Here is a 24,867-nt window from a genome sequence, read left to right as displayed (position 1 = left end):
CACATCCCCGCCACACCCCACCCACAAGATCCACAAAGTAGCCAGGAGTAACTAACTCCCCGACGGAGCGTCAGGTCAACGGGTAGTAAACGGACATCAGCACGCCAAGCTCCGGAAGGCCACGTGAGGAAGGCGACGTTTAGGCAGGGTTGTACGCCACAAGATCACATTCCGGCATCAAATCGGCGCGCCAAGATCAACTGCGGCGTCCGCCTGACGGCGGGCGCGTGATGCCGTCATGCCGCGGAGTGAGCCCAGCTGGAACCTCACCTGCCGTCAACGCAGGTGCGTAACAGGCGGGGCGGCATTGGCCCCAGCGGGCCCTGTCGAACGGTCGGCCACCGAAGTACGAGCGGCTGGCGGTCAGGACAATGCCTCCGGCGGGGGATCGGCCGGCACCGGGATGGCGGGGGCACCACAGCTCGGCGCCCAACCTGACGACAACGTCCTCGAGATCGGTGCCGGCACCGGCTACAACGCCGCCCTCCTGGCCGAGCTCGTCGGCCGCGGGAGGGTCACGACCGTCGACATCGACCCCGACGTCGCCCTGCACGCCCGGACCACCCTCAACGCCACCGGCTACGACCGCGTCAAGGTGATCGAACGCAACGGCCTGCTCAGCGCGCCCGAGAACGCACCGTACGACAAGATCATCGCCACCGTCGGCGTCTGGGACATCCCCCTCACCTGGTGGAACCAGCTGGTGGACGGCGGACGCCTCGTACTGCCGCTGCGCTGGCGCGGACAGACCCGTTCGGTCGCCCTGACCCGCCGAGGGGACGAGCTGACCTCCGACAGCGTGGAACTGTGCGGCTTCGTCCCCATCATCGGGCAGAACGGCGAGAAGACGTCCCCCCTCAACGCCGACGACACCATGCGCGTGCACTACGACCAGGACCAGCTCGTCGACACCGAGGCTCTCACCCACACCCTGCTGACGAACAAGCCGGCCCGCGACGTCCCGTCCGCCCAGCGGGTCGGCGGCCAGGAGTCGTTCGACGGGGTATGGCTGCGCGCCACGGCCAGTGACGACCGCGTGTGCCGACTGGAAGCCACCCCGCAGGCCCTGGAACAAGAACTGATCCGTAGGCCCGCCACACCCGGCCGCAGCCCTGTCCTGGTTGAAGGGGACTCCCTCGCCTACCTGACCGTGACCCGCGAAGGCGTCGACCCCGAGCGCCCGTTCCGACTCGGCGCGGCCGCCTACGGCTCGCACGGCGAGGAACTCGCACAAGACCTCGTCACGCACATCGACGCCTGGGGATCCGCCCGCTCGGTCGTGCCACGCATGACCGTCACGCCTGCCGAGACCGGGGCCGCAGCGGGCCACGTGATCAGGAAGCCCGAGAGCCACATCGCCCTCACGTACTGAGCCAGTCTCGGCGGCGCCCTCACCTGCCATCGGTGGGGGCGCCGCCCGCATGACCGCTGTGGCGGATACTGCACGAGCACGTACGCGGCGGAGGAGATCCTCGGCGTCAGCCGGTATCCCGGAGTGCGGATCCTGGACGGAACAGTCCAGGAAGCCGCAAGGACCGAAGCCGCTCGGTGATGCCGCACGAGACGAGCTCCAGAGCGCGGACATCGACGATCAGCTCACGCCAGACCTCGAACGGGTACCAGCCGGTCACCGACGGACAAGGCATCAGGGGGCGGCCGGGGATCACATGGCAGCGGAGGCCGTAAAAGTGCAGGCGATGTGACGGGTACGAGGACACCGGGCAGAACCGCCCGTCCCCGGCCTCGCCCGTGCTCATGATGCAACAACCCTCGTGAGCGGGCGAACTTCACGCGTCTCCGTCCGCAACACCCCACGGGCCCCCTACTCTTGCGGCAGCGGGGAGTCGGCTGGGGGGACGTTTCATGATCGTCGGGGTGCACGGCATTCGCTGTCTCCGCTATCTGACGCGGGCGGGCAGCCCGGAGCTGGCCGCCCGGGCGCTGGCCGATGAGTGGGCGTCGGCGCTGGGCGCGTCGTATGCGTCGGGCGTTGTCGAGGCCGCCTACTACGCACACCTGCTGGACCTGGGGACCCTTCAGGGCGAGGACGATCCCGGGCTGCTGAGCCGTCCCGGCCAGGAGATGCTGATGGACTGGGTGTCGGCGCTCGGCGCGCCCGCGGAGGTGACGATGGGGCGGACCACGCTGCCGGTGCGCCAGGCGGCCGAGTGGCTCGCCCGGCGCCACGGCGACATGGCCCGCCGGTTCGTGGTGCTGTTCTGCCGGGAGGCGGACACCTACGTCGCCGACCCCGGCTCTGCCCGTCGGCAGCAGGCGCGTGCCGAGCTGAACCGCGTGCTGGATCTGCACCGCCCGCGCGTCCTCCTCGCCCACTCGCTGGGATCCGTGGTGGCTTACGAGGCGCTGTGGCACCAGCCGACCGAGCTGGACCTCCTCATCACGCTCGGCTCACCGCTCGGCCTGCCTGGGGCCGTCTACGACCGGCTGTCGCTGGGCGAGGGGAACGACGTACGTAGAGGAGAGCGTCCGCCGGGAGTCCGGCGCTGGGTCAACGTCGCCGACATCGGCGACATCGTTGCGATCCCCCGCGATCTGCCCACCCGCTTCCCCGGCATCGACGCCCACCACGAGGTCTCCCTCGGCCTGGTCGCCTCGCACAAGGCGACCCGCTACCTCGGGGTGCCAGAAGTGGCCGCCGAGATCGCCGCCTGCGTCTGACTGCCACGTCCCAGGAGAAGTCCGTGCCGCACGCGGCGGGGGCGCACCCCGACAGCGGGGCCCGCAGTCGCGGAAGGCGGGCCGGGTCAGCCGGAGCGCCGCAGGACGATCACCTCCCACTCGCAGCCCAGAGCCAGCCGGTCGCCGTGCAGGAGGAGCGAGGGCACCGTACCCGGCACGCCGATGTCGGTCCGCCGGGTTCCCGACGCGAAGTCCCACAGCCGTACACCGCAGTCGTCCGAGGCGGCGACGAGGAGCGCCCCGCCGGCGACCGTGCAGGCGACCGCGTTGACACCGCCCGCCACCGACAGCGGTTCTCCGTACGGTCGCACCCGGCCGAGCCCGCTGCCGGGCTCGGGGCGGGAGAGGTCCCACAGCCGGACTCTGCCGTCCTGACCGCCGGTCACGGCGAGTGGTCTGCCGTTTACGAGGAGGCCGGCGAGTGCCGTCGCCCAGCCGCTGTGCGCGTCCACGGGTGGGCAGACCGGCAGGCCGGTCGTGAGGTCCCACAGTCGCAGGGTGCCGTCGTCGCCGCAGGACAGAACTGTGGGGCCCGTGTCGAGTTCCACGCACGTCAGGGCGTTGACACCGCCCGTGTGTCCGGCGAGCGGAAGTCCGCGTCGGCGTCCGGTGGCCACGTCCCAGCAGTGCAGGCGTCCGTCCGCACCTCCGGCCACGACCAGCGGCCGGCCGGCCAGCACGGTCGTGCTCACCGCGTGGACGGGGGCGGTGGCGGGGGTGAAGGAGTCACCGTACGGGGTGCCCCGTTCCGCGTCCCAGCACCGCAGCAGCCCGTCCGGTCCGGCCGACACCACCAAGGGCCGCCCCTCGTGGAGAGCGACGGCCAGCGCGTGCACGCGTACCGGCCGGTCCTCGTCGGCCCGCGCGGCGCCGAGGAGGGGGCCTGTCCCCTCGGGCGGGGCGACGTCGCCGGCCGGAGCGCGGGCAAGGGGCGGCGGGTTCTCGTACGGTGTGCCCGATGCGAGGTCCCAGCGGTGCAGGAGTCCGTCCGCGCCCGCCGAGATCAGCATCTGGCGTCCCCCGACGACGGCCCGCGCGAGGGCGTTGACCCACGAGGTGTGCCCGACGGCGGGTGCGACGCGCTGCCGGCCCGTCGGCACGTGCCACACGCGCAATGCGGCGTCCAAGCCCGCGGATACGACGACCGGAGGGAGCGACGGTGGATGGGCGAGAGCCGTGACCGCCCCCATGTGGCCCACGAACCGGCTGTGCTCGGAGCCGTCGCGGGGCTCCCACAGCCGGATCGTGCCGTCGCTACCGGCGCTGAGCACCCGTGAATCGCCGCCCTCGTCCGCCATGCAGGCCAGCGCGTAGACCGGGCCGTCGTGGCGCGGGGCGGACTCCGTGCGCAGCGCCCGGCCCGCGAAGTCCCAGGCGCGCACCGCTCCGTCCTCGCCCCCGGTCACGACGTAGCGTGTGCCGTCGACCACCGCGCACGCGAGGGCGTTCACACGGCCCGGGTGGTGGAACGCTCCGTCCTCGCGTGAGTCCCCGAGCAGCGAGCAGAAGCGTACGGTGCCCTCCTCGTCGGCGACGACGACAGACGGGGCGTCGTCGTCCGGGACGCACACCAGGGCCGTGGTGCGGCCGAGGCCGGTGCGCAGTTCCTCTCGGGGCAGGTCGCCCGTGAGGTCCCAGAGCGCCAGGTGTCCGGAGGAGTCCGCGGTCAGGGCCATGGGCCGATGGGCCAGATCCACCACGGTCATGGCCCTGACTCCACCTGCTTCCCGGCCGTGCAGGCCGGGCGCGGTCACGGGGGCGAGCGTGGGAAGGGTGCGCACGGCGAGCGAGTCGTCCGATCCGGCGACCACGACCACGGGCGCGTCGTCGATGCGTGTGCTCGCCAGCGCCCTGATCTCCCCGAGACCCGGGTCCGCGGTGTGCAGGAGGCGCCCGTTGTTCGCGTCCCACACCCTCAGCCGGCCGCTTCGTCCGCCGGTCACCACGATCGGGACGTCGGCCAGCGCACCGGTCAGGGCCGTCGTCCGGTCCTCGGGCAGATGGAGTGTGAAGGCGTGCGCGGCGCTGATCCTGCTCCCGGTGGCCCACTGCGGACGCCACGGCATCGCCTCCCCGCAGCCCGGACCGGGTGCGGCGAGGCGGTCGGCGAGGGTGTGCGCCTGGTGCCGGACCGCGTCCACTGCCAGGATGTGCCGCCGCTGTTCGTCGGAGGTGCGCCGGTGTACGTGCGCACTGGTGCGGTAGACGGCGGAAGCGCCGCGGGCGGCCTCCGAGGTCGCCCGACCCAGCTCCGGGTCGAGCCAGTCCGGGTCGGCATGGACCAGGAACTGGGGTTCGGCGCACAGCTCGTCGAAGCGGCCCGCGTCGAAGGCGTGCTGTGCCAGATGGCGGCGCAGGTAGCCGTCGAGCCCGGCCCAGCGCGGCGGGCCGCCGGGCACCGGGCCCCTCAGTGAGTCGATGAGGGCGTCGTACACGGCGGTCGCCGCCCGACGGTCCTCAGCACCGGGCCGTTCGTCCTTTCCGGCGGCCGTCCCCGTGGCCGTTCCCGCGGCCGTCCCTGCGGTCAGTCCGCGCAACTCGTCCGCGACGCTCTGGTGCAGCAGCCGGTACAGCACGGTGCCGGTCCGGTCGGGTACGGTCCGCAAGAAGGCTCGCAGGTCGCCGAGCAGCCGGGCGACATCGGAGGTGTCCGCGGTGCCGGGCTGCGTCACGGGCGGCCCGGATCCGGCGGCGTCGGTCACCACCGCGTCTTCCGTCGCCGTTTGGTCATCTCCTGCCCCGCCGTCCTCGTGCGTGATGAAGCCACGGGCCACGATGGCCACCAGGGAAACCGGCATGCCGTCCCCCTGCGCGAAGGCCAGGGCGGTGAGCACCGGTCTCAGCAGCCGGTGCGCGTGCCCGCGCGCGAATCCCAGGTCGAGGAGGGCGGGGAGATCGCGGGGCACCTCGGCCCCGAGTTCCGCGGCGGAGATGGGGTCGCCCAGCAGGTGCCGGATGTCCTCCTGGGAGGCGTACGAGGCGTACAGGGCTGCCATCAGATATGGGCCCGTGGTAGTCGCGCGCTCCGGGTCGGTCAGTGCGTCGGCGGCCGCTTCGGCGAATGCGGCCACGCCACGCTCGACGTCGCACCGCTCGTCGGTGACAGTGCCGTGCTCCTGAGCCCCGCCTGCTTCGCCGCCCGCCGTGCCGTCTCGGTGGCCCGTGCTTCGCTCGTGCGCGTGTCCGGCATGCGGGGCTTCGACGGGTGCGCCCGAGTCCGCCCTGTCCTCGTCCGACGACCCGCCCGCGTCGTGCCCACCCTGACTGTGCCCCTGCGCCCATCCGCCCTCCTCGGCCCCACCCCGGCCTCCCGCCGACGTCCCCGCTTCTTCCATCGCCCGGTCGAGGAGTTTGGTCACGTACGCGGCGAGGTCGGCGGAGAGGGTCTGCCGGCTGGTTCTGTCCAGGTCGATGAGAGAGCCGTCGGCGCGGGCCGTGGCGATGACGTCCGAGCAGGGCTCCTCGTCGCGTGCCGCGAGCAGGAGGCGGCACAGGGGCCTGCCGTCCGGTCGGGTAAGGGTCGTCAGCGGGATCAGCAGGTCATGGACGAGTGCGGTGGCCTCGCGGGCCTCGTCGAGCGCATCGACCACCAGCACGGGCGGCGGGCCCGAGCTACGGCTGAGGACGTCCATGAGGCGGCGGGGGTCGCCCTCGGGACCGTCTGCCCGGTCCGCCCAGCCGCCGGTATGTGCGCCCGCCTGCCGGGTCAGCGAATCGACGATCTCGGCGAGGGTGCGCTGCCGCGCGTGGACGGTCAGGGGAGGTGGGATCGCCGCACGGCTGAGCGCGGCCATCTCCGGTACGGGCCCCGTCGTGCTCCCCATGCCGGGATGTGTTGCGCGCAGCACCACTCCGAGCAGGGCCGACTTGCCCGCGCCGGGACTTCCGGTGACGACCTGGAGTCGGGTTGCCTCAGGCCCTGCGCCCAACCATTCGGCGAGGCGCACGAGTTCCGCATGCCGGCCGGTGAACAGGCCGTCGTCCTGCTCACCGGCGGTGCCGGGTCGCGCTGCAAACCCGGCGCCGCCCCGGGCGTGCCGGAGAAAGTGGTCGGGGTCGGAGACGTCGTCGAAGTGAATGTCGGCAGCCGGGCCGGGCTCGGGGCGTGCCTGCGGCACGTCGGCCGGGCCGTGGGTGAAACACGGGTTCGGGAAGAACGGCAGATCGGGAGCGACGGTGTCGAGGACGTCGGCGGTGACCCGGTGGGCCATGCCGCCCCGCTCCTCGACCAGTTCGCGGAGCCGGTCGCGGACCCGGTCGACGAACCAGTGGAAGCCGAGGTGGCGACGGCTGTGGTCGTACTGGATGCGCCGTTCGGCGACGGCGTTCAGGACGTCGGCGACGGCACGGGTGAACCGGCCCTCCACGGCCAGTTCCGAAGGGCCGGAGGCCGCGATGACCCACGCCCGGTGGCTACCGTCGGTGAGACCGCTCAACTGGTGGTCGAACCGCGCCGCGGCGCCGGAGTGGCACAGGTCCAGCAAGAACAGCACCAGCGGGCGCCCGGGGAAGTCCTCCACTGTCGACAGCCAGTTCCTGACCGACGTCCACTCGGTGTGCACGCTGTCCGCGCCCAAGGCGTACAGGCCGGTGGGTCGGACAACACCGTGGCTGAGCACGTGGACGACACACACGTCCTCCGGTCCGGCGGACGTGAGGGCCTGGCGTACGGCGACGCCGAGGTGGGCGGCGGACGGTTGCCAGCCCGGGTGCGCGTCGGCCGGCCCGGTGTCCGGGGCATGCCCGTCAGGCGCCGGGGAATCCGCCCCGGGCACGCCGGGCGGGGGAGTCTCTCCGGGAGCGGTGTCCGGGCCCGTGAGCCGCGTGCACCGGTAGCCATATGGCTCCCGCTCCAGCGCCTCGGTCAAGGCGGCAACCCGGTCCGGCGCGAAGGTCAGCGGGTCAGGCCCTTCGTCGTCCAGACCGTGTTCGGGACTGGGCGCGAACCAGGACACACCGATGCTCAGGGCATGCCGTCCCACAGCCGCGGTGTCCACGGAGTGCGGGCCGCTCAGCGTTCCCGCCACGGGCGGAGTCTCATCGGCGGGGGGCTCCACGGACGCAGTGCTCGTCACGGCCCGTCCCGTCCCGTGTCGTCGAGGGGAGGTCCGGCAGGACCCGCTGCGCCGGGCTCCTCCTCCGCACCGGCCGCGGCTGCGAGTTCGACGCCGAGGGGGTCGTCCGGGCCCCAGTGGGTGAGCGCCCCCTTGGCCAGGTCCCGCGCGGCGGTGAGGTCACCGCACGCGATGAGGAAGCGCACCTGGTCGCCCACGGCGGCCCGTACGGAGGGGTCACGGTCGGTCAGAGCTCCGATGGGCGCGAAATGGCAGGTGAGAGCGGTCCTGTCGCGTCGTCGGCCGGCATCCGCCTGATCCGCGACGCCGAGGGCCGAGGAGGTGGCAAGGGCGGATACACAGCTGACCAGAGCGGCGCGCGCCAGCCTCCGTGCCGCGTCGGCGCGGTAGGTGTCCAAGTGCCGCTGCCGTGCGCGCCGTACGGCGGGGCGTACGGAGAGCAGGGCGTTGTCCGGTGGCGGTTGCACCAGAGCGGGCCGGGTGAGAGCCCTGATGGCTGCTTCGGCCGTCTCCGTGTCGCCGGGCAGGACGTGCCGAAGCAGCGCCAGCGGCACCGGGCCAGGACCGAGCACGGCGAGCAGGTCCAGCAGCGGCGCCGCCTCCGGGTGCCGCAGGTCGCTCCGCTCCAGGACCAGGTCGCACACTGCCGGCAGAGGGTCGGGCAGCGGCTCGGCGGGTGGTGCGCCGGGGGTGGGGTCGGCGCCGAGCGCGGCCAGCAGCGCGGCTCCGGCCTCGTCGGTGGTGTCGCCCTCGGAGAGGAGGTCGGCGGCCATGGTGAGCGCGAGCGGCAGGTGGGCGAGCCGCACTGCGACGCGCAGGGCCACGGGCGGGGACAGCTGCGGCACGAGGCCGCGCAACAGACCCATGGATGCGGCGGGCCTGAGCGGGGGCAGCCGGTGGACGGCGAAAGGCTCCGGCCACACATCGACGGTGGACGTGATCAGGAGGGTTCCCGGTAGGTTCGGGAGCGCGGGGGGCACGTCCTCCGGCCGGGCGCCGTCCACGACGAGCAGCCAGGTCGCGGGCCGCCCCGCCGCCTGTGCCCGCTTGACCGCCGCCTCCAGATCCTCCGGTGCGCAGAATGAGGACGTGCCGCCGGCGGCCGCCGTCCACCGGACGTGTCCGTAGGAGGCCCCGTGTTCGGCGACATAGCGGGCGGCGACCGCGGTGGTGCCGCTGCCCTCGCGGCCGACGAGCACGATGCGGGGCGTCTCGGGGCCTTCACCAGTGCTGCCGGGAACCGGTTGTGCGGCTCGGCTCAGCTCGGCGAGGACGGCGTCGCGGTCCAGAAGCGGCGCCGGTACGGGCATCGCGCCGGTGGCGTCGTGAGGTCCGGGCCCACCGCCCGGAAATGTGCCGCGGATGCCGGCCTCGGGCGCCGCCCGCCGGTCGAGGCGCTGGGCGAGTGCCTCGTACCGGTCGCTCAGATGGCGGAGTACCTGGGCCGTCACCGTGGCGAAGTGCTGCTCGGAGCGGGCGACGACGACGGCCTCGTCCTCCTGGGCGACCAGCGCCGTGAAGGTCACCGGCGACTGTCCCGAGGAAAGTTCAGCGAGGACGTGGTCGGCGACGAGGGTGAGGGTCCGTAAGACCTCCGTGCGGCGGATCTCGCTCAGCAGCAGCTCGCGGATGCCCGGCCGGAAGTCGAACAGCACGCCGCGGACGGAGTCACGATCCTGCTGCGGGTCACCGGAAGGGCCGGCCCACGGCACCCGGGTGACAAGTCCGGTGAACAGCACCTCGGTCAGCACGGAGGGCCGGCTGTCCTGGCACACCGCCTGCTGGACGAGCCGCATCACGGGCAGGCTCAGGGGGACCACCGCCAGATGGCGTGCCAGGCGCAGCGCCGCCGGGCTGAGGCGGGCCTTCGTGCGTTCGAGCCGCTCCTGCGCGGGGAGTTCCTCGTCTGCGGGGTCCTCCTGGCGCAGCCGGGCGGCGTCCGCGGACGGTGTGTCCGGCCGTTCGGGCACGATCGCCACCACCGTGTCCCAGACGGGCGATTCGCCGCTGACCAGCGAGGCCCACGGGCCGAGCCAGCGCGGGTCCATCTCCAGCACGGGGACGGCCATGCCGTGGGCAGGATCTCCCTGCCCGAGCAGCGGCGTGTGCGTCTGCCGGAGGTTGGGCGCTCCGGGCGCGGGGGCGTGCAGGCGTACGGCCTGCAGGTCGAGGGCGCTGCGTTCCCACATGCGTCGGGGCAGGGACTGGACGAGCGCGACCGGTCCGGTCCGGCCCCAGGCGCGCAGGAGCCGCAGCAGGGTGCCGTCCGACCACGCGGGGCTGATGCAGTCGGACACCACGAGCACGACGCGCCGGCCCGTGGGGTCGACGATCTCCATGGGGCTGTGGTCGCGGCGGGCTCCCGCGGGGGACCGCAGGACGACCCCGCGGCTGGCGACCTCCTCCGTGGGCAGGGTCCAGTGCTGCACGGAGCGGAACGCCCCCACGTTGACGAGCACGGAGAGGAACTCGTGCACGGTCTCTCGCCAGACGGCCATGGAGGTGCTGTCGTCCACGACGAGAGCCAGGTCGAGCCAGCGGCTCGGCGCCGGGTTCAGGACGGGCAGCCACAGGGCGGTGTCTGCGATGTGCTGCACCGTGGCCTCCTCGTCCAGTTCGGTCCGATCCGGGGACGGGGCCCGGCGGGTCAGTGGGCGCAGCGACCGTACGAGCCGGTGCGGGTACGGCAGTGCACGGGGGGCCGGCAGCCGTAGCGGCGACGCCGAACCCGTGCCGTCGGCGCGGTCACCGACACCGGGAAGGTACAGGTCGAGCCGTGGTTGCGAGGGCTCGTCGGGAGGATGGTCGGACAGTCGGAGCCCACCCGGGTCGGGGGTGAAGTCCTGGGGCCGGGGTGGTGATCGGTGCGCCGGATCACCGTCGTCGAGCACGCCGGAACGATCGCCGGACAACCTTGCCGGGGGCGGCAGACGCGCGGCGAGCCAGAGGGCGTCCGCGAGGTCCTCGGCCTCGATCGGGTGGCCGCCCAGTGCCCGCAGCAGGTGTTCCAGGGGCAGCATCAGTCACCGGGCCCCAGTGGCCTCAGCACTTGTTCCAGCAGCTCCGCCTGGGTTTCGCTGGTCCCATCGCCGAGCAACAGGTAGACGGCGTTGAGGAGTTGGTCGGTGGACAGGGTGCCGTTGGCGCGCCGTCTGACGAAGTCCTCAATCAGGTACGCACCAAGGCGGACGCCCTCGTTCCCGAGGTGGGCCTGGACGATTTCGGCCAGTCGCTGCGTGTCGGGACTCGGGAGGTCGAGGCGGATGCAGCGGCGCAGGAAGGCCGCGGGAAAGTCCCGTTCGCCGTTGCTGGTCAGAATCACGACAGGGAAGGTGGTGCAGCTCACCCGCCCGTCGGTGATCGCGGCCGTGCCGTCACTGGACCAGGTACGGCCGTCGTCGGTGTGGACCCGGGCGGTCGGGGTCGTCCGGGACACCCGGGCGAGCTCAGGGATCACGAATTCGCCGTTCTCGAACACGTGCAGGAGGTCGTTGGGCAGGTCGAGGTCGCTCTTGTCGATCTCGTCGATCAGCAGCACGCGGGGCCGCTCGACGGGGAGGAGAGCGGTGCCGAGCGGCCCGAGGCGGATGAAGGCTCCGATGTCCGGCTGCTCGGGACGGGGCCCGTCGCCGTACGCGGAGCCCGGCCCGTCGTATGTCACGGGTTCCCGCGACGAGCGGGAGGACTGTCCGCTCGCGGCGAGCCCCGCCTCCTGCAACCGCCCGATGGCATCGTAGGAGTAGAGACCGTCCTTCAGCGTGGTACGGCTCGTGATGGGCCACTGCAGCACCCGGCCGAGGCGCAATTCGTGCGCAATGTGGTACGCCAGGGACGATTTTCCAGAGCCGGGGGGCCCGGTCACCAGCAGTGGGCGGCGCAGCATCAGGGCGGCGTTCACCGACTGCACCGTCGCTTCGGTGGCCTGGTAGGTGTGCGCTCGCGCCCCGGCGGGACGGATGTGCTCACCTCCCTCGAACTCGCGCTGTCGCATGTCGCGCCAGGGGGGCGGCTCGGGCAGCCGCTCGATCCCGTCGTGCGGCTCGCCGTGCCCCCGGTAGATGTATCCCTCGTGCACTGTCCCTGCCCCGCCTTCCGTACCGCTGTCCATGTTCTCCCCCGCACCGGTCGGCGCGCTGCGGCCTCACGTTCCATCACCGTCCGGTCCGGCGGTCCGGAGGCTTCGGGGGACACCGCAGCGCGCCGCCTCCGACATCGGGGCGTCCGCCAGGGTCGTCCCAGACGAGTGCGAGCTGTTCGGCCGGGGACGGTACCCCGGAGTCGAGTGCCCTTCGTCGCAACGACGTTATGCGTTCGGGGAGCCGGGCGGGACTGCCTCCGGAGATCAGTTGTCTGGTCGCCGCGTGCAGCGCCCCGGACTCCACATGACCTTCGGCGTCGCCCTCGTCACGTCCCCACAGCACGACGGGAACGCCCGCGTTCAGCGCCGTCCCCACGGCGCGCGCCACCGCTCCGGCCGGGGCGCGGCTGTGCCGGGACGGAGGCTCCACGACGACGGCGAGAGCGAGGGCGAGTTGCCGCATGCTCCCCGGCGGATCCTGCTCGCGTCCGCACGGCAGCCAGACCGCCCGCTCGGCTGAGAGGTCGGGAGACCTTTGGTACTCCCGCCACCGGTGGGTCCACCGCTCGTGCGTGCGGGAGTCGGTGGGGCGATCCAGATCGCGTACGACGACAGGGCACAACACGCCCAGGGGGAGACGCGCACCAGTCGTACCGTCGCTGCGGCTTCTGACGGACCAGCGGTCGACGGGGAGGTCGAGCAGGGAACGCGGCAGCATGAACTCGACGCGCGAGGGCAGTCCGCCCGAGAGCTCCTGCGCCTTCTCGAGGAACGTGTTGAAGCGGGCGACGATCCGCCCGAGGGGCTGGGGTTCGTCCTCGACGACCAGGACGATCCAGCGTTCCGCGCCGTAACCCAGCCACATGGACAACAGCCATTCCGTGGAGCCGGGTTGATAGCGCTGGAGGCTCACGACCAGCCGTACGCCATCACCCTGGTCGCCGGACGGCCCGTCGGGGTGGGCTTCCGCAGTGACGGTGACACCAAGTCGCCGGGCGAGCCGGTGGATCCACTCCCGCAGGTCGTCCTGCTGGAGCGGGGAACATCCGGGACGTGCGGCGAGGGCGATGGCGAACCGCAGAATGGGCGGCGGCTGGTGGGGCGGGGCAGCCAGTTCCTCGAGGAAGGCGACGGCCTCCGCAGGCGACCGGGGAGGCTTCTCGGCGGCCGAGCCCGCGATCTCCAGGAACGACGGCAGCCAGGGCTGATGGCCGTCGGCGAGCAGGATCCGGACGAGTTCCGCTCCCTGCCCGCTCAGGGGTCCGACGGGCTCGGTCAGCCGCGCAACCAGGAGTCGTATCCGGGTGATTGCGGGCGTTTCACCGTGGAAAAGGGCAAGCAGTTCGGCGAGCTCCAGGAGGGCGCCGTCCCAGTGCAGCAGATGCCGGATCATCAGGTGGGCCGTCATCCGGGTGGAACCGGCCGGTCTGAATCCCGCCAGCAAGGACGGCCGCAGTTCGTCCAGAATCACGGCCCGCGTGTGCACGTCGGCGAATCCCGGCAGATCGCAGAGCAGATTCACCAGCTCCGAGACAGTGGCCGTCTCCGCCTCTGCCCTCAAGACGCACAGGCCTGGGTCGAACCGGATGTCTGCACAGAAGGCCTCCCCGTCATCGACACCCCCGCTCCCGTGCGCCCGGATGGCACCACATGGTACGGGTGCCGCCCACCGCTGTGCGCCGGACCTGTGAATCCGGCGCTCGCGGCATCCGCGTCATCCGCCGAACGACGGACCCTGGTACGACTACGGCGTCGCGGCTCGGCGCCCTGCCGAGCGGGTAGCTGCCTGAGCCGGAGTCATCAGGGAATACGCAGGGACCGAAGCCGCTCGGCGATGCCGTACGAATCGAGCTCCAGGGCGCGGACCTCGGTGATCAGCTCGCGCCAGACCTCGAACTTGGTGTCCACCCGCTCCCCGTGCACTTCCATCTAAGCGACTGCCAGGCCGCAGCCGAACAGCTCATTGCGGGCCGGGAGCGGGCGCAACACCACGCACTCCTCCAGGAAGACGGCCGCGCGCCAGACGTCGGGCTGGTGCTGGTCGTGGCGGGGCGGATCGTCCCTGCGGCGCGCGGTCCGGCTGGCACCCGTCCGAGGAGGGGTGTATCCCGGATGGCCGGTGGCCCTCGCGGTTCCTAGCCTCGCGTCATGATCTTTCGTCGTTTGCGGTTACCCGCTGTGGTGCTGGCGATGACCGTGTCGCTTCTCTCGTCCCCTGCGGCGTCGGCCGCGCCGCACTCCTCGGGCACGCGTCGGTCTGTGCAGCGTGACGCCGACGCGCTGCGCGATACCGGGGTCACCGGAGTGGCGGTCCGCCTGGAGACCCCGCCCGCGGCGGTCACAGCCCGCTCCGGAGGGGGGACCTGGTCCGGCTGATCTGATCTCGCGCCGCCAGGACCGCGGCTTCGTCATGTCGAAGCGCCTGCTGTGCGGTGCGAGGCGACGGCTCGCACCGCACGATCGGTGAGGGCTGACGCTCGGGGCGGTGCCGGTGCGGCTGGAGGAGCACGATGGGGAGACTCTCCACTGCCGCCGGCACCACCGCTCCGCACTCGGCCAAGCGAGCGTCACCGGCGTAGCGCCGCCGTCAGCATCGGCAGGGCGTGGCGCAGTTCCCTGTGGCCGTAGGTGCCGCTGTGCCCACCTGGGTAAATGTGGGTGGTTACGGGCGCGCCCAGAGACGTGAGACGGTCGCTGAGCATCCGTGTCTCCTCACCGCATACGGCTTCGGTGACGGACACGACTCCGTCGTCGGCGAGCGCGACCCATTTCTCGGTGCCGGGGATGTGGGGATCGGGCTCGTCGCCGTCGAGCGGACCGGGCGTTCCGTCACCGGAGGCGAGGTAGACGGGTGTGTGACGTAGTCCCCGGGCGTGATGGTACGGATCCCAGTCGAGCCAGGTCTTCCACTGCTTCCACGGGTCACCGAAGATCGCGTAGCCGTCCACGCCGACGAACTTCGCACCGGAGAGCCACATCTCCGGGTGCCGGATCGGGTGCACGGGTGCCCCGAAAGCGGCGACGGCGCCGAACAATCCCGTGACACGAGCGGCCAGTCCTAGAGCGCCGAATCCGCCCTGGGACTCGCCGGCCGCCGCCCTGCTGGGCCCGGCGCCGTAGTCCCGTTCCACCAGGGGAACGACTTCATGGAGGAAATAGGTACGTACCTGGGGGGAGCCTCCTTTGCCGTGGTTCCACCAGTCGGTCCAGAAGCCGAAGAGCGGCATGCCCGGCATCACCACCAGGACATCACGCAGCTCCGCCAGGTCCTGCACTTTGAACAGGTTTGTCCAGGTTCTGTGGTCTCCGTCTCCGCCCGCGAACAGATAGAGAGTGGGCCAGCGGTCGCCGGGGCGGCGCCGGTCCCAGCCGCGCGGTGTCAGCAGAGCCACCGCGCTCCGGCCGCCGAGAGCGGGGGAGTCCATGGTCAGCTCGACCAGCCGGTCGCTCAGGCGGTGTTCGGTAAGGACTCTGCTGGTGGCGCCGGTCGGGGCTGCGGCGCCAAGGAGAGCTCCGGCGCCCAGCAGGAGTCCGGTCGTGAGAGCGGTACGGCGTGTGCGTGCGTGCGACATATACCGGATATCGGCCCGCGGCGCCGCCACCTTAACTCGCCCCTTGTGGGCGGCCGCGTGGCGCAAGGGGATCAGAAACAGCCTCTCAGGTGCCGCAGAGGTGCACATCAAAGGACAGGTTCTGGCACAGATCTCGGGGAGCGGTCGCAGAACGTAACGGCAGCGTTCGATCGATGGTGAGACCGCCTGGGTGCGGCTCGACGGTGCCGGTGCTCAGCCGGCGCCCACGTCCGCCACCCACCGCCCGTCCCATGATCATATCGGGCCCAGCACATCACCGGGTACGGCTGCCAACTCAAGGATTTCGAGCACAGTGAGCAGCTGCCGCTCCTCGTAGCGGAAATGGTTCTCCATGATCGCGGCGATGCCTTCGAGGTGACGGTCAAGCTCCTCAGGCGGCGCGGCCCGCTCGACCGCGGCACGGAGACTGCCGAGCAGGTGGGCGATCATCGAGTGATCCTGCTCGAGCGAGCGCAGAACCGGTCGCAGCTCGGGGTGCGCAGCCGCGATGGCCGGGAACAGCGTACGGTCTTCGCCCTGGTGGTGGCCGTCGAGAGCCGTGCAGAAGCCGTGGCAATACAGCAGCAGTTCCCGGGTGGCCGCCTCCCCGGGGGTGCCGTCGGCAAGGGCGGTGCGGGTCACGGACAACGCTTCCCGTAGTCGGCGGTGCACCCGACGGAGTTCTTGGCTCCAGGCGACGAGCCTGGTCGTCTCGCGCTCAGTCACGCGAGAGCGAAGGGTGCGACGAGTGCATCGTCAACCTCCTTCGATCCGGCGCCTCCATGCCTGACACGGTCTGCCACCGGCACGCGACGCTTCCCGCACACTACCGCGCCTGTCGCCCGTCGACGCCGCTGCTGTCCCGCACGCTCAGCGTGCCCCGCGCAACATCTGACAAGCGCCATAGTGAGCTTGTGGGAGCCGCATTGTTCCTACTGCTCCGGTGCCAGCAACTCACCCTATTGTCAGCCGGGTTGAGAAACAGGCACGCAGTCCTCGATGGACTGTTGGCCGGCTGCCACCAGGCGCTGCCCGACTACGGCACTCGGTCACAACAACTCCTTGTACGGCTGCTCGTAGGCCGTGGGACGGGCATGCCGTGCCCCCTCCGCCCGGGACGCCCTCTTCGGAAAACGGCCCACATACCTGCGGTATCACGGCTCCGGTGTCTGCATACTGTGCGGTGTGGCGACTTACAACAGCATCGGTGCGACCTACGCTGACACCCGGCGACCGGACCCCCGAATCGCCGCCAGGATTCATCAAGCCCTCGGTGGTGCCACCACAGTGATCAACGTAGGAGCCGGCACGGGCTCCTACGAGCCGTCACACACCGTGCTGGCCGTTGAACCCAGCTCAGTGATGATCGCCCAGCGCCCAGCCGGATCCGCACCGGCCCTGGAAGCATCCGCAGAGTCGATCCCCGTAGCCGAGGACTCGGCCGATGCGGCGATGGCCATCCTGACCGTGCACCACTGGAACGACCTGGAAGCCGGCATCGGCGAACTCCTCCGCATCGCCCGGCAGCGGATCGTTGTCCTCACCTTCGACCCCGACATCAACCACAAGTTCTGGCTGCTGGAGGAGTACCTGCCCGAAGCAGCCGCTTTCGACAACACACGAGCCGTCCCGGTCGACCGTCTGGCCATGCTGCTGGGAGGCGCCCGCATCGAAACCGTCCCCATCCCGCACGACTGCACCGACGGATTCCTCGCCGCCTTCTGGCGCCGACCCGAGGCATACCTCGACCCGGAAGTGCGGGCCGGTATCTCGCTGTTCGCCCAGACCAGCGACGCAGTCATCCAGCCGGGGTTGGCCCGGCTGTCAGACGACCTGTCCTCCGGCCGGTGGCACCAACGCCATGCCGACCTGTTCGGCCGCGACGCCCTCGATGCCGGCTACCGGCTTCTCGTGGCCGACCTGTAGAAGCAGGCGAGCCGTCGACTGCGTACTCGAGCCTAGAGGCTGTCGCGCGTGGATGCGCCGCCCGGCGGGTGCCGCGTCCAGCGCCTCCGCCTCGCCCAGCAGGGACAGGAACGGGCGCACGGTGTTGTAGCGCAGGCCGAGTTTCTCCGCGCGGGCCAGCCGGTGGCGGGACTCCGGCAACGGTGAGCTGCCAGTTCATCAGCCGCCGGTAGGTGTCGTCCACGCGGAACTCCCGCCCCCACCGCCGGTCGGTGAAGTCGCGGTACCGGAACCGCTCCTGGATCCCCTCCGCGTGCTCGTACGGCGTCCTGCGCCGCTCGGGGTACCGCTTCACGCACGACGCGTCCTCGATGCCGAGCTGCCCGGCCAGATACTCCACGACCTCCCACGGCACTGCCAGCGGATCGTCACCCAGGAACCGGCCCTCGGTCAGGGACAGGCCCGCCAGCACGTCCGTGGCGCATCGCCTCCCACCGCAGCCCGTCCAGCAGCCTCGCGCGCGGGTCCGCCCACCGGTTCGAGGGGGCAGCTTCTCTCCGTCGGGCAGGTCGGCCCACCAGAACCGCTGATCGGCCAGGTCACGGAAGCGCGGGGCGAAGCGGAAGCCGAGCATCTTGTACAGGCCACGCCGCACTGTGGGCGGCGGTGGCCGGGGCGGTCGCGACGGTGGAGGCATTGGCGCCCGAGTTGCCGGCGCGAGCGCCGGATCGGCCCGGTGCGCGGCACGGGCCACCGCCTCGTACAGGCGCCGCTGCGGGTGGTTGGGTCGCCCATCACTAACCAGGTGCGGGCGAGGCGGTGCGCCGCCTGCCCGCGCTCTCGCGCCGCCGGGTCAAGGACCGGCCGCTGCTGCCCCGCGAGGTCGACGCCGACCTGGTGCCCGCGATGTGGCGCCGGGCGGTGTTCTCCAACGCCAAGCAAGAACCGCTCCAGCTCCGGGCGCGTGGGCACCTGGGAGAACCTCCCGTACGCCTCGGCGTGCTCATCAGTCAGAAACTCCACCGGCACGTGATCGACAAGACCATGCACCTGGTCGCCCTGGTCGCCCTGGTCGACCCGGCCGTGCGAGAGCCGCGAGCGGGTCAGCGCCTTGGTGTTCGGGTCGATGACCGAGGGTCAGCCCGATGTTGCAGCACGCGAAGACGTCGCGCCGGTTCAGCGCGCGGTGCAGCTTCTCCAGCACGCACACCACGTACGCGTCCCGGTCGACGGCGCCCTGGGGCATGCGAGAACGGGTGTGAGTAGTTGCGGTACAGAAAGTGCCGTTGAGATTGATCATGGTCGGCTAGCACACGGGATACGGCTGCCGCTGGGGTTCGCGGAAAGGCCGCCGGGCGGCTGTTGGGGCTGGCTACGGTCCGCCACCTGGGCCGCTACCTGTTCAACATCACCGCCGGCGGCCCCGGCCAGGGCCTGCGTCCCTTTCGCAACCCAGACGCGCCCGAGGACGGTGACGAGGAGGAGTAACCCGGGTCAGTCCGGACCGGTGCCCATTCAAGCTATGAGCAGGCGGAGGCCGAGGTCTGCCGTGTCGAGGTGGGCGAGGTCGCTGTTGCGCTCAGCCCACCGGCCGGAGTCGAGGTCGTCGCGGAGGCTTCGCACCGCTCGCTGCTCGGCGTCCGGCCCGACCCTCGTCCACACCGACATCGCACGGCGGATGTGCTCCTCCAGATACGCCCCCGGTCTGCGCCAGTACGCCTCGAACAGGCCGTCAGTGCAGTCCCACGGGATGGGCACCGGCTCAGCGCGGGCGCCGATCGCGTCGGCCATCCCCGCAAGTGAGGGAAATTCTGCGAGGACGGTGGCGAACTCGGGCAGGTAGTCGCGGGTAAGCCAGAACCGGTCCTGCCAGCCGGGCTCGTCGGTGTCGAACGTCAGCACCACCACGCGGCGGGCCACGCGCCGCATCTCGCGCAGCCCCGCTATCGGGTCTCCCCAGTGGTGAACAGTGGAGACGGCCATCGCGACGTCGAAGGAGTGGTCCTCGAACGGCAGGCTCTCCGCGGCGGCGGCCACGCACGGCGCCGAGCCGGCAGGACGCTGACGCCGCATGACCTCCGACGGCTCCACCGCGGTCACCTCGCGATCAGCCGGCTCGTAGGAGCCGGTGCCGGCCCCGACATTCAGCACCGTCCGCGCGTCCCCGAGCGCGTCCAAGATCTGCGCTGCGATCCGCGGTTCGGTACGCCGCGTCGCCGTGTAAGCGCCGCCGATCGCGTCGTACAGCCGTGCACCCAGCATCCCCAGTTGCTCCTCCGGTGTCACCTTCAGTCCCCTCGCCCGTGCCTCAAGTTCCCTGTCAATGGCCGCCACCATGGCGTCAGCACGATCACGCCGCTCCAGCAGCAGGCCACGCAGTCGGCGCAGGTGCGCGACCGCGTCGGTGGACGAGTCGCCGACCAGTTCCGCAACCTCCCGCAACCCGAAGCCCAGCCGCCGGTAGGCCAGCACTTCCCTCAGCCGCTCGACGTCACCCGCCGAGTAGGCCCGGTACCCACCCGCGGTCCGCGCCGACGGACGCACGAGCCCGATCTCGTCATAGTGATGCAGCGTGCGGACGCTCACGCCGGCCATCTCGGCCACGCGCCCCACGGTCCAGTGATCTTCCACGGAACCGACTATGCAGCCTGACGTCACGTGAGGGTCAAGAGCCCCACTCATGACAGCAAGAGCCGAAGCGGAGCCGTAGCCGCACGCCGCGTTACTGTCAGAAACAGTCCTATGTGCGAGCAAGATCAAACGCGGGGTCCGGCGGACGCGAAGCGCCGTTCCGGTTCGCAGAACTCGTTCTCACCGAGCACGGGCGCGGAGGCCACGGCCGACGCGCAACCGGTTGAGCGCGCTCCGGTCCCCGGCAGCGGCCTCGCCGCCCATCCCGTCCCTCCCCGGTGTGAGGGTCGTACCCCGGATCCGGTGGCGGGGCGGCAGGTCCTGTTTGCCACGACAGGATGTCCCGGCTCTAGCGAGCGGAGGCGAGTGCCGAAAGTCGCTGCCGCGTCTCCCTGATCGAGGCCTCCTTGGCGTCAAGGCGTTGCGCCAGGGCATCCAGCTCGGCGCGAAGGTCGGGGCACATCTCGAGGGACACACCGTGCTCGCCCGAACGAGCGCAATCGAGGTAACGGCGGATGGTTTCGGTCCCGAGGCCTGCGGCGATCATCGTCTTGATCTGGGCCACACGCGCGATGTCGGCATCGGTGTAGACCCGGTAGCCGTTGCGGTCGCGCTCGGGGACCAGGAGCAGGCAGTCTTCATAGTGGCGCAGCGCTCGCGCTGTCACACCGGTCAGCTCGGCGAGCCGGCTGATACGCACGGGTCCTCCTCTGATTTGACCTTCACGCTGGCGTGAAGCCTTACCGTTCAGCGCCATGACACTGAACACAACCCGGCAGCGGGCCACGATCATCCACGGCTACGCCGCAACACCTGAGGACCATTGGTTCGGATGGCTGGCCGCGCAGCTCGACGCCCGTGGCATTCCTACGACCGTTCCCGCCCTTCCGGACTCCGAGGCGCCTGACCCTGATCGCTGGCTGGCAGCCGTGGCAACCAGCGTCGGTACGCCGGATGAGGGCTCGACCCTCGTGGCGCACAGCCTCGGCTGCATCACGGCCCTCCGCCATCTCTGCTCCCTGGCGGGTCCGTGGCGTCTTGGTGCGCTCGTGCTCGTCTCAGGATTCGTCGACCCGCTGCCGACCCTTCCGACGCTGGACTCCCACATCGGCAAGCCGCTGGATCTGGCGGGGATCCGCAACCACGTCGACAAACTCACCCTGATCCGGTCGGACGCGGACCCTTACGTACCACCGAGCCACACCGACCGCCTTGCCGATCTCCTGGGGGCATCGACCCAGGTCATTCCCGGAGCCGGCCACTTCCTCGCGTCCGACGGTGTGACGTCGCTCCCCGCGGCCCTCGCGGCGATCGCATCGTCCCGAAGGACCGGCGGAGAGGCTGACGGAGAGGCCGGCGGAGAGCTGACGAGAACGAGATGACACACCACAACGCGCCGCTCTCTCCCGAGCGGCGACGCCGACTTGTGGAACGCCGCACGTCACGGCCGATCGCTCACGTCACCGCGGGAGATGGGCATCGCGCGGGCGACCGCTTCGAAGTGGGTGCGGCAAGACCACCGCCCTGGTTCTGCCCAACGCCGCGGAATGGCAGGGGCTTCTGGTGGTGACCACCACCAGGGCCGCCGACCGCATGGCCGCCTGGACGGCCGAGTCGTCGGCGTCCGGTGACAGCAAGCGGGCCGCGCCCTGGATCGACCAGGCCAAGAGCGTCCTCAAGGGCGTGCTCCTCGCCGCGAGCCTCTCCGGCGGCGGCATCAACGCCATGCGCCGCTGGCTCTCCCTGGGCAAGGACGCCGTCGACCACGTCCGCTCCGTGCTCCAGCAGCACGGCACCGAGGTCGCCGACGGGTCGCTGCCGTTCTCGTCGACGGCGCCCGCGTAGTTGCTCTCGGTCTCGTGATCGTCCCAGGTGACGACGAACGGGTGCGCGGCGTGGACGGCGCGCAGGTCGGGGTCGCTCTTGTAGAGCGAGTACCGCATCCGGTAGTCCGCCAGGGTCGTCGCCTCGCGGTTGAATGCGGCCGGCAGCACGGCGTCGGTGTGGTTGCGGGCCCCGCCCGCGGAGTCGACGGCGTGTTCGTAGAGGTAGTCGCCGAGGTGGAGGACCACGTCGACGTCCTCCTGCGCGAGGTGCCCGTGCACGGTGTAGTAGCCGTGGTGGTACGCCTGGCAGGCGACCGCCGCCAGCCGCAGGCTCGCCGTGTCGTCGTCGGCCGGGGAGCGCTACGGGTACGGCCGGCCGGGCTGATCCAGGTGCCCGTGCGGAACCGGTAGTAGTAGTGGCTGCCCGGGTCCAGGCCCCGCACGTCGACGCGCACGCTGTGGGCGTACTCGGGATGGGCGAGGGCGGTGCCGCTCCGCACCACCAGGATGAAGGACTCGTCGAGGGCCACTTCCCAGGAGACCTCTACCCGCTGCTGTCCCAGACCCCCGTCCGGTTCGAAGGGGGCCGGGGCGAGCCGGGTCCAGATCAGCACCGAGCCGGGCAGCGGGGCACCGGAGGAGACGCCGAGCGTGAAGGGGTCCTCGCGGATCCGGGCCACGTCGAGCCGGGGAGCGGCGAAGGCGCCGCGCGCGGGCAGATCGGTGGTGAAGGCGAGGGCCGCGGCCGCGGCGGTGACGGTCAGCAGACGACGGCGGGTCAGGTGCCGTGCGGTGGTGCGCAGTTCGGTGTCCTGCGGGGTGGAGGCGAGCGCGGACGGTGGTCCGAAGCGGCCCGACAGCGTCATCCGGGGTCCTCTCCTGCTGGGGTCAGGCGGGATCGAGCCGACCGGCGCGGGCCGCGGCGGGCGGGCAGCCGGCACGGGCGGGCGAGCGCGGTCCGGGAGGTGAGCCACGGGGCACGGAGCCTGCATGCCAGGCAGACGAGATGCGTGAAACGGGTGCGCCCTGCGGGGGGTTCACACGGGAGGCGGTACGTGCTCCCCGACCGGGAGCACAAGAGCGCCGCCGGTGCGTACCGGCGGCGCTGGGGGTGGGTCGGCTCAGGCGGTCGTCGCCTCCGCGGCGGCGCCGACGCGTTCGCGGACCGGCAGGTGGTAGACGTGGAACGCGCGGCCGATGACCGGCTGGGCGACATTGCGCACCTTGACCCCGCCCGTGGTCATGCCGTGTTCGGTGCCGGCGTGCGCGTGTCCGTGCACGGCGAGGTCCGCGCCGGCCGTGTCGATCGCCTCGGCCAGCAGATAGCTGCCCAGGAACGGATAGATCTCGGGCGGCTCCCCGGCCAGGGTCTCCGGCACGGGGGAGTAGTGGGTGAGGGCGATCCGGACGTCGCAGCCCTCCTCGGCCAGCTTCTCCAGCGAGGCCCGAAGACCGTCGGCGCACCGGCGGGAGACCCGGACGAACTCCTTCATCACCGGCTCGCCGAACTCCCCGGCGCTGGCCCCGACGAACCCCCCGCCGAAGCCCTTGGTGCCCGCCACTCCGACCCGCGCGTCCCCCACCCGCACGACCGTCGACTCCCCTTCGAGGACCTCGGCTCCGGCGTCCCGCAGCACGGCCGTGACCTCGTCCTGCCGGTCGTCGTGGTGGTCGTGGTTGCCGAGCACCGCGACCACGGGGACACCGAGGCCCCGGATCTCGTCGGCCACCACCCGGGCCTCCTCGGGCGTGCCGTGCCGGGTGAGGTCCCCGGCCAGCAGCAGGAGGTCGGCGCACTCGGGCAGGGTGTCGAACGCGGGACGGAGCACACCCCGGGTCTCGGGACTCATGTGGATGTCCCCGACGGCGGCGATCCGGATCATGACAGCTCCTCCGCGTGGTCGGGCGACGAGGGTTCGCTGACCACGATGTCGCAGTGCACCTCGAGCCCCGCGAGTTCCTCGCGCACCGTGCTCAGCACGTCCTCACGGCAGCGGGCCGAGGGAACGGTCCCGTGGACCAGTACGGTCGAGCCGCGGACCTCGGTCCGCACGCCGAGTTCGCCGAGCTCGCCGGAGGCGAGCCGGTCCTGGAGGTGGGCGACGCGGTACTCCGGGCTCCGCGCGGCAGGTGTGCCCGCTGCGGGTCCGGCGTCGTGGGTGCTCATGAGCGTTCCTTCCGCGGACGTTCAGATGACGTTCAGGCGTTCCAGGAGGAAGAGGAAGGCGGCGGGCATGGGTTCGTCCCCGCAGTCGCGCCGCACCCGGTCCCAGTCGACCTTCTCGCGCAGAGCGCGGGCGATGGGCAGGACGGCCCCGAAGTCGCAGTGGTGCTCCGAGAACGCGGCCAGCAGCGCGGTGAGCAGATCGGTGGGCGACAGAACGGGCATGCGCACCGACTCCACCGGCAGTTCCCGCGCCCGGCCGAGCATCTCGGTGGAGACGGGCCGGTGCGCCAGCTCGAAGATGATGTCCACGTCCTGGCCGAAGCACGTGGCCTTGATCAGCCAGTCCTCGGGCGGGGTGTAGACGGTCAGCCCTGCCTCGTGCAGCGTGGCGGCCACGGCCTCGGCGTCCTCGGGGCGGACGCAGAAGTCGACGTCGTGCTGGAGGTTGCCGCTTCCGCCGTGGGCCCGGACGGCGACGCTGCCGGCCAGTGCGAAGGGGTGCCCGCCCCGCTTCAGCACCGCGCCGACCTGCTTGGCGGCCTCCAGGATGGCCTGGTTGCGGTCGCGGGGGAGCTCCGGTACGTCGTCGTCCACCTGGGGCCCCGCCTCGCGCTCCACGGCCGGCGGCGGCGCCCCGGCCGGGGCGTTCGAGGCCAGACGGAGGTCCGGGGGTGCCGGGCGCCGCACGAGCGTGGCGTCCTCGCCGTTCTCCGTCATGACCACTCCCTTCGGCGGCCGGACGGTCCGTACGGCCGCTGTGTCCGCCGTTCCCGTCCGGGACGGCCCCTGTGTGCCCGCATCTAGTACCCGGCGTGTCCGTTCCGACACGGACGTGGTGCGAAAGGCGCAGGGGCCCGGCGGCCGGGCCGCGGGCCGCGGGAGGAACCGGCTCGGGCGTACTGGAAAAGCGCTC

Annotated in this window: 16 protein-coding genes and 3 pseudogenes; 5 read left to right on the top strand and 14 right to left on the bottom strand. The window is 71.6% G+C overall.

Annotation, left to right across the window (positions count from 1 at the left end; genetic code table 11):
- Positions 1 to 403 precede the first annotated feature (403 nt).
- Together F1615_RS33770 and F1615_RS33765 are read left to right on the top strand one after the other, a co-directional pair.
- Positions 404 to 1,372 (top strand): methyltransferase domain-containing protein, encoded by a 969-nt coding sequence (locus tag F1615_RS33770; RefSeq protein ID WP_208818470.1) that lies wholly within the window; start codon positions 404 to 406, stop codon positions 1,370 to 1,372.
- 491 nt (positions 1,373 to 1,863) lie between these two features.
- Positions 1,864 to 2,679, top strand: a complete 816-nt coding sequence (locus F1615_RS33765; protein WP_149552856.1) for a serine peptidase — start codon at positions 1,864 to 1,866, stop codon at positions 2,677 to 2,679.
- 86 nt (positions 2,680 to 2,765) lie between these two features.
- Here the strand turns inward: F1615_RS33765 and F1615_RS33760 are convergent, their stop codons facing one another.
- The 7 genes from F1615_RS33760 to F1615_RS33725 form a co-directional block, all read right to left on the bottom strand.
- A complete protein-coding gene (locus F1615_RS33760; protein WP_149552855.1) occupies positions 2,766 to 7,727 on the bottom strand; it encodes an AAA family ATPase in 4,962 nt (1,653 codons plus the stop codon).
- A 44-nt stretch (positions 7,728 to 7,771) separates the two neighbouring features.
- Positions 7,772 to 10,795, bottom strand: a complete 3,024-nt coding sequence (locus tag F1615_RS33755) for an SAV_2336 N-terminal domain-related protein (RefSeq protein ID WP_149552854.1) — start codon at positions 10,793 to 10,795, stop codon at positions 7,772 to 7,774.
- Complete coding sequence (locus tag F1615_RS33750; protein ID WP_167533937.1) at positions 10,795 to 11,850, bottom strand: AAA family ATPase; 1,056 nt, start codon at positions 11,848 to 11,850, stop codon at positions 10,795 to 10,797. Before F1615_RS33750 ends, F1615_RS33755 begins: the two co-directional genes overlap by 1 nt.
- Before the next feature lie 76 nt (positions 11,851 to 11,926).
- Entirely contained in the window at positions 11,927 to 13,414 is a 1,488-nt protein-coding gene (locus tag F1615_RS33745) for an effector-associated domain 2-containing protein (protein ID WP_149552852.1), read from the bottom strand.
- A gap of 239 nt (positions 13,415 to 13,653) precedes the next feature.
- On the bottom strand, positions 13,654 to 13,782 hold the full coding sequence (locus tag F1615_RS36915) for a hypothetical protein (RefSeq protein WP_280118919.1): 129 nt from the start codon (positions 13,780 to 13,782) through the stop codon (positions 13,654 to 13,656).
- 638 nt (positions 13,783 to 14,420) lie between these two features.
- Entirely contained in the window at positions 14,421 to 15,425 is a 1,005-nt protein-coding gene (locus F1615_RS33730; protein WP_167533936.1) for an alpha/beta hydrolase, read from the bottom strand.
- Between the two features lie 255 nt (positions 15,426 to 15,680).
- Positions 15,681 to 16,097, bottom strand: coding sequence for a hemerythrin domain-containing protein (locus F1615_RS33725; RefSeq protein WP_208818471.1), 417 nt, complete (start codon positions 16,095 to 16,097; stop codon positions 15,681 to 15,683).
- A 513-nt stretch (positions 16,098 to 16,610) separates the two neighbouring features.
- Here F1615_RS33725 and F1615_RS33720 point away from each other — a divergent pair.
- The gene (locus tag F1615_RS33720; protein ID WP_149552849.1) at positions 16,611 to 17,351 is read left to right on the top strand and encodes a class I SAM-dependent methyltransferase; all 741 of its coding nucleotides are present in this window, start codon (positions 16,611 to 16,613) and stop codon (positions 17,349 to 17,351) included.
- A 241-nt stretch (positions 17,352 to 17,592) separates the two neighbouring features.
- Here the strand turns inward: F1615_RS33720 and F1615_RS37260 are convergent.
- The 3 genes and pseudogenes from F1615_RS37260 to F1615_RS33705 form a co-directional block, all read right to left on the bottom strand.
- Positions 17,593 to 17,964, bottom strand: a pseudogene (locus F1615_RS37260) (DUF4158 domain-containing protein); the annotation flags it as partial.
- 881 nt (positions 17,965 to 18,845) lie between these two features.
- Positions 18,846 to 19,943, bottom strand: a complete 1,098-nt coding sequence (locus F1615_RS33710; protein WP_167533938.1) for a MerR family transcriptional regulator — start codon at positions 19,941 to 19,943, stop codon at positions 18,846 to 18,848.
- A 367-nt stretch (positions 19,944 to 20,310) separates the two neighbouring features.
- Positions 20,311 to 20,661 carry a MerR family transcriptional regulator gene (locus F1615_RS33705; RefSeq protein WP_149552847.1) on the bottom strand — a complete coding sequence of 117 codons (351 nt, stop codon included), beginning with the start codon at positions 20,659 to 20,661 and terminating at the stop codon, positions 20,311 to 20,313.
- A 55-nt stretch (positions 20,662 to 20,716) separates the two neighbouring features.
- Between F1615_RS33705 and F1615_RS33700 the strand changes: the two genes are divergently transcribed.
- Positions 20,717 to 21,343 carry an RBBP9/YdeN family alpha/beta hydrolase gene (locus F1615_RS33700; RefSeq protein ID WP_149552846.1) on the top strand — a complete coding sequence of 209 codons (627 nt, stop codon included), beginning with the start codon at positions 20,717 to 20,719 and terminating at the stop codon, positions 21,341 to 21,343.
- A gap of 121 nt (positions 21,344 to 21,464) precedes the next feature.
- Positions 21,465 to 21,770: pseudogene (locus F1615_RS33690) on the top strand (type IV secretory system conjugative DNA transfer family protein); the annotation flags it as partial.
- Here F1615_RS33690 and F1615_RS33685 read toward each other — a convergent pair.
- The 4 genes and pseudogenes from F1615_RS33685 to F1615_RS33670 form a co-directional block, all read right to left on the bottom strand.
- Positions 21,770 to 22,653 (bottom strand): annotated as a pseudogene (locus F1615_RS33685) (alkaline phosphatase D family protein); the annotation flags it as partial. The pseudogenes F1615_RS33690 and F1615_RS33685 sit on opposite strands and share 1 nt — an antisense overlap.
- Before the next feature lie 255 nt (positions 22,654 to 22,908).
- Complete coding sequence (locus F1615_RS33680; protein ID WP_149552845.1) at positions 22,909 to 23,670, bottom strand: metallophosphoesterase family protein; 762 nt, start codon at positions 23,668 to 23,670, stop codon at positions 22,909 to 22,911.
- The gene (locus F1615_RS33675; RefSeq protein ID WP_149552844.1) at positions 23,667 to 23,954 is read right to left on the bottom strand and encodes a hypothetical protein; all 288 of its coding nucleotides are present in this window, start codon (positions 23,952 to 23,954) and stop codon (positions 23,667 to 23,669) included. The genes F1615_RS33680 and F1615_RS33675 overlap by 4 nt, the downstream gene beginning before the upstream one ends.
- Positions 23,955 to 23,975: 21 nt before the next feature.
- The gene (locus tag F1615_RS33670) at positions 23,976 to 24,671 is read right to left on the bottom strand and encodes a nucleotidyltransferase family protein (RefSeq protein ID WP_149552843.1); all 696 of its coding nucleotides are present in this window, start codon (positions 24,669 to 24,671) and stop codon (positions 23,976 to 23,978) included.
- Positions 24,672 to 24,867: the final 196 nt, after the last annotated feature.

This window comes from Streptomyces marokkonensis, assembly GCF_008312835.1.
Lineage (GTDB): Bacteria > Actinomycetota > Actinomycetes > Streptomycetales > Streptomycetaceae > Streptomyces > Streptomyces marokkonensis_A.
This window is presented reverse-complemented; position numbering and strand designations above follow the sequence as displayed.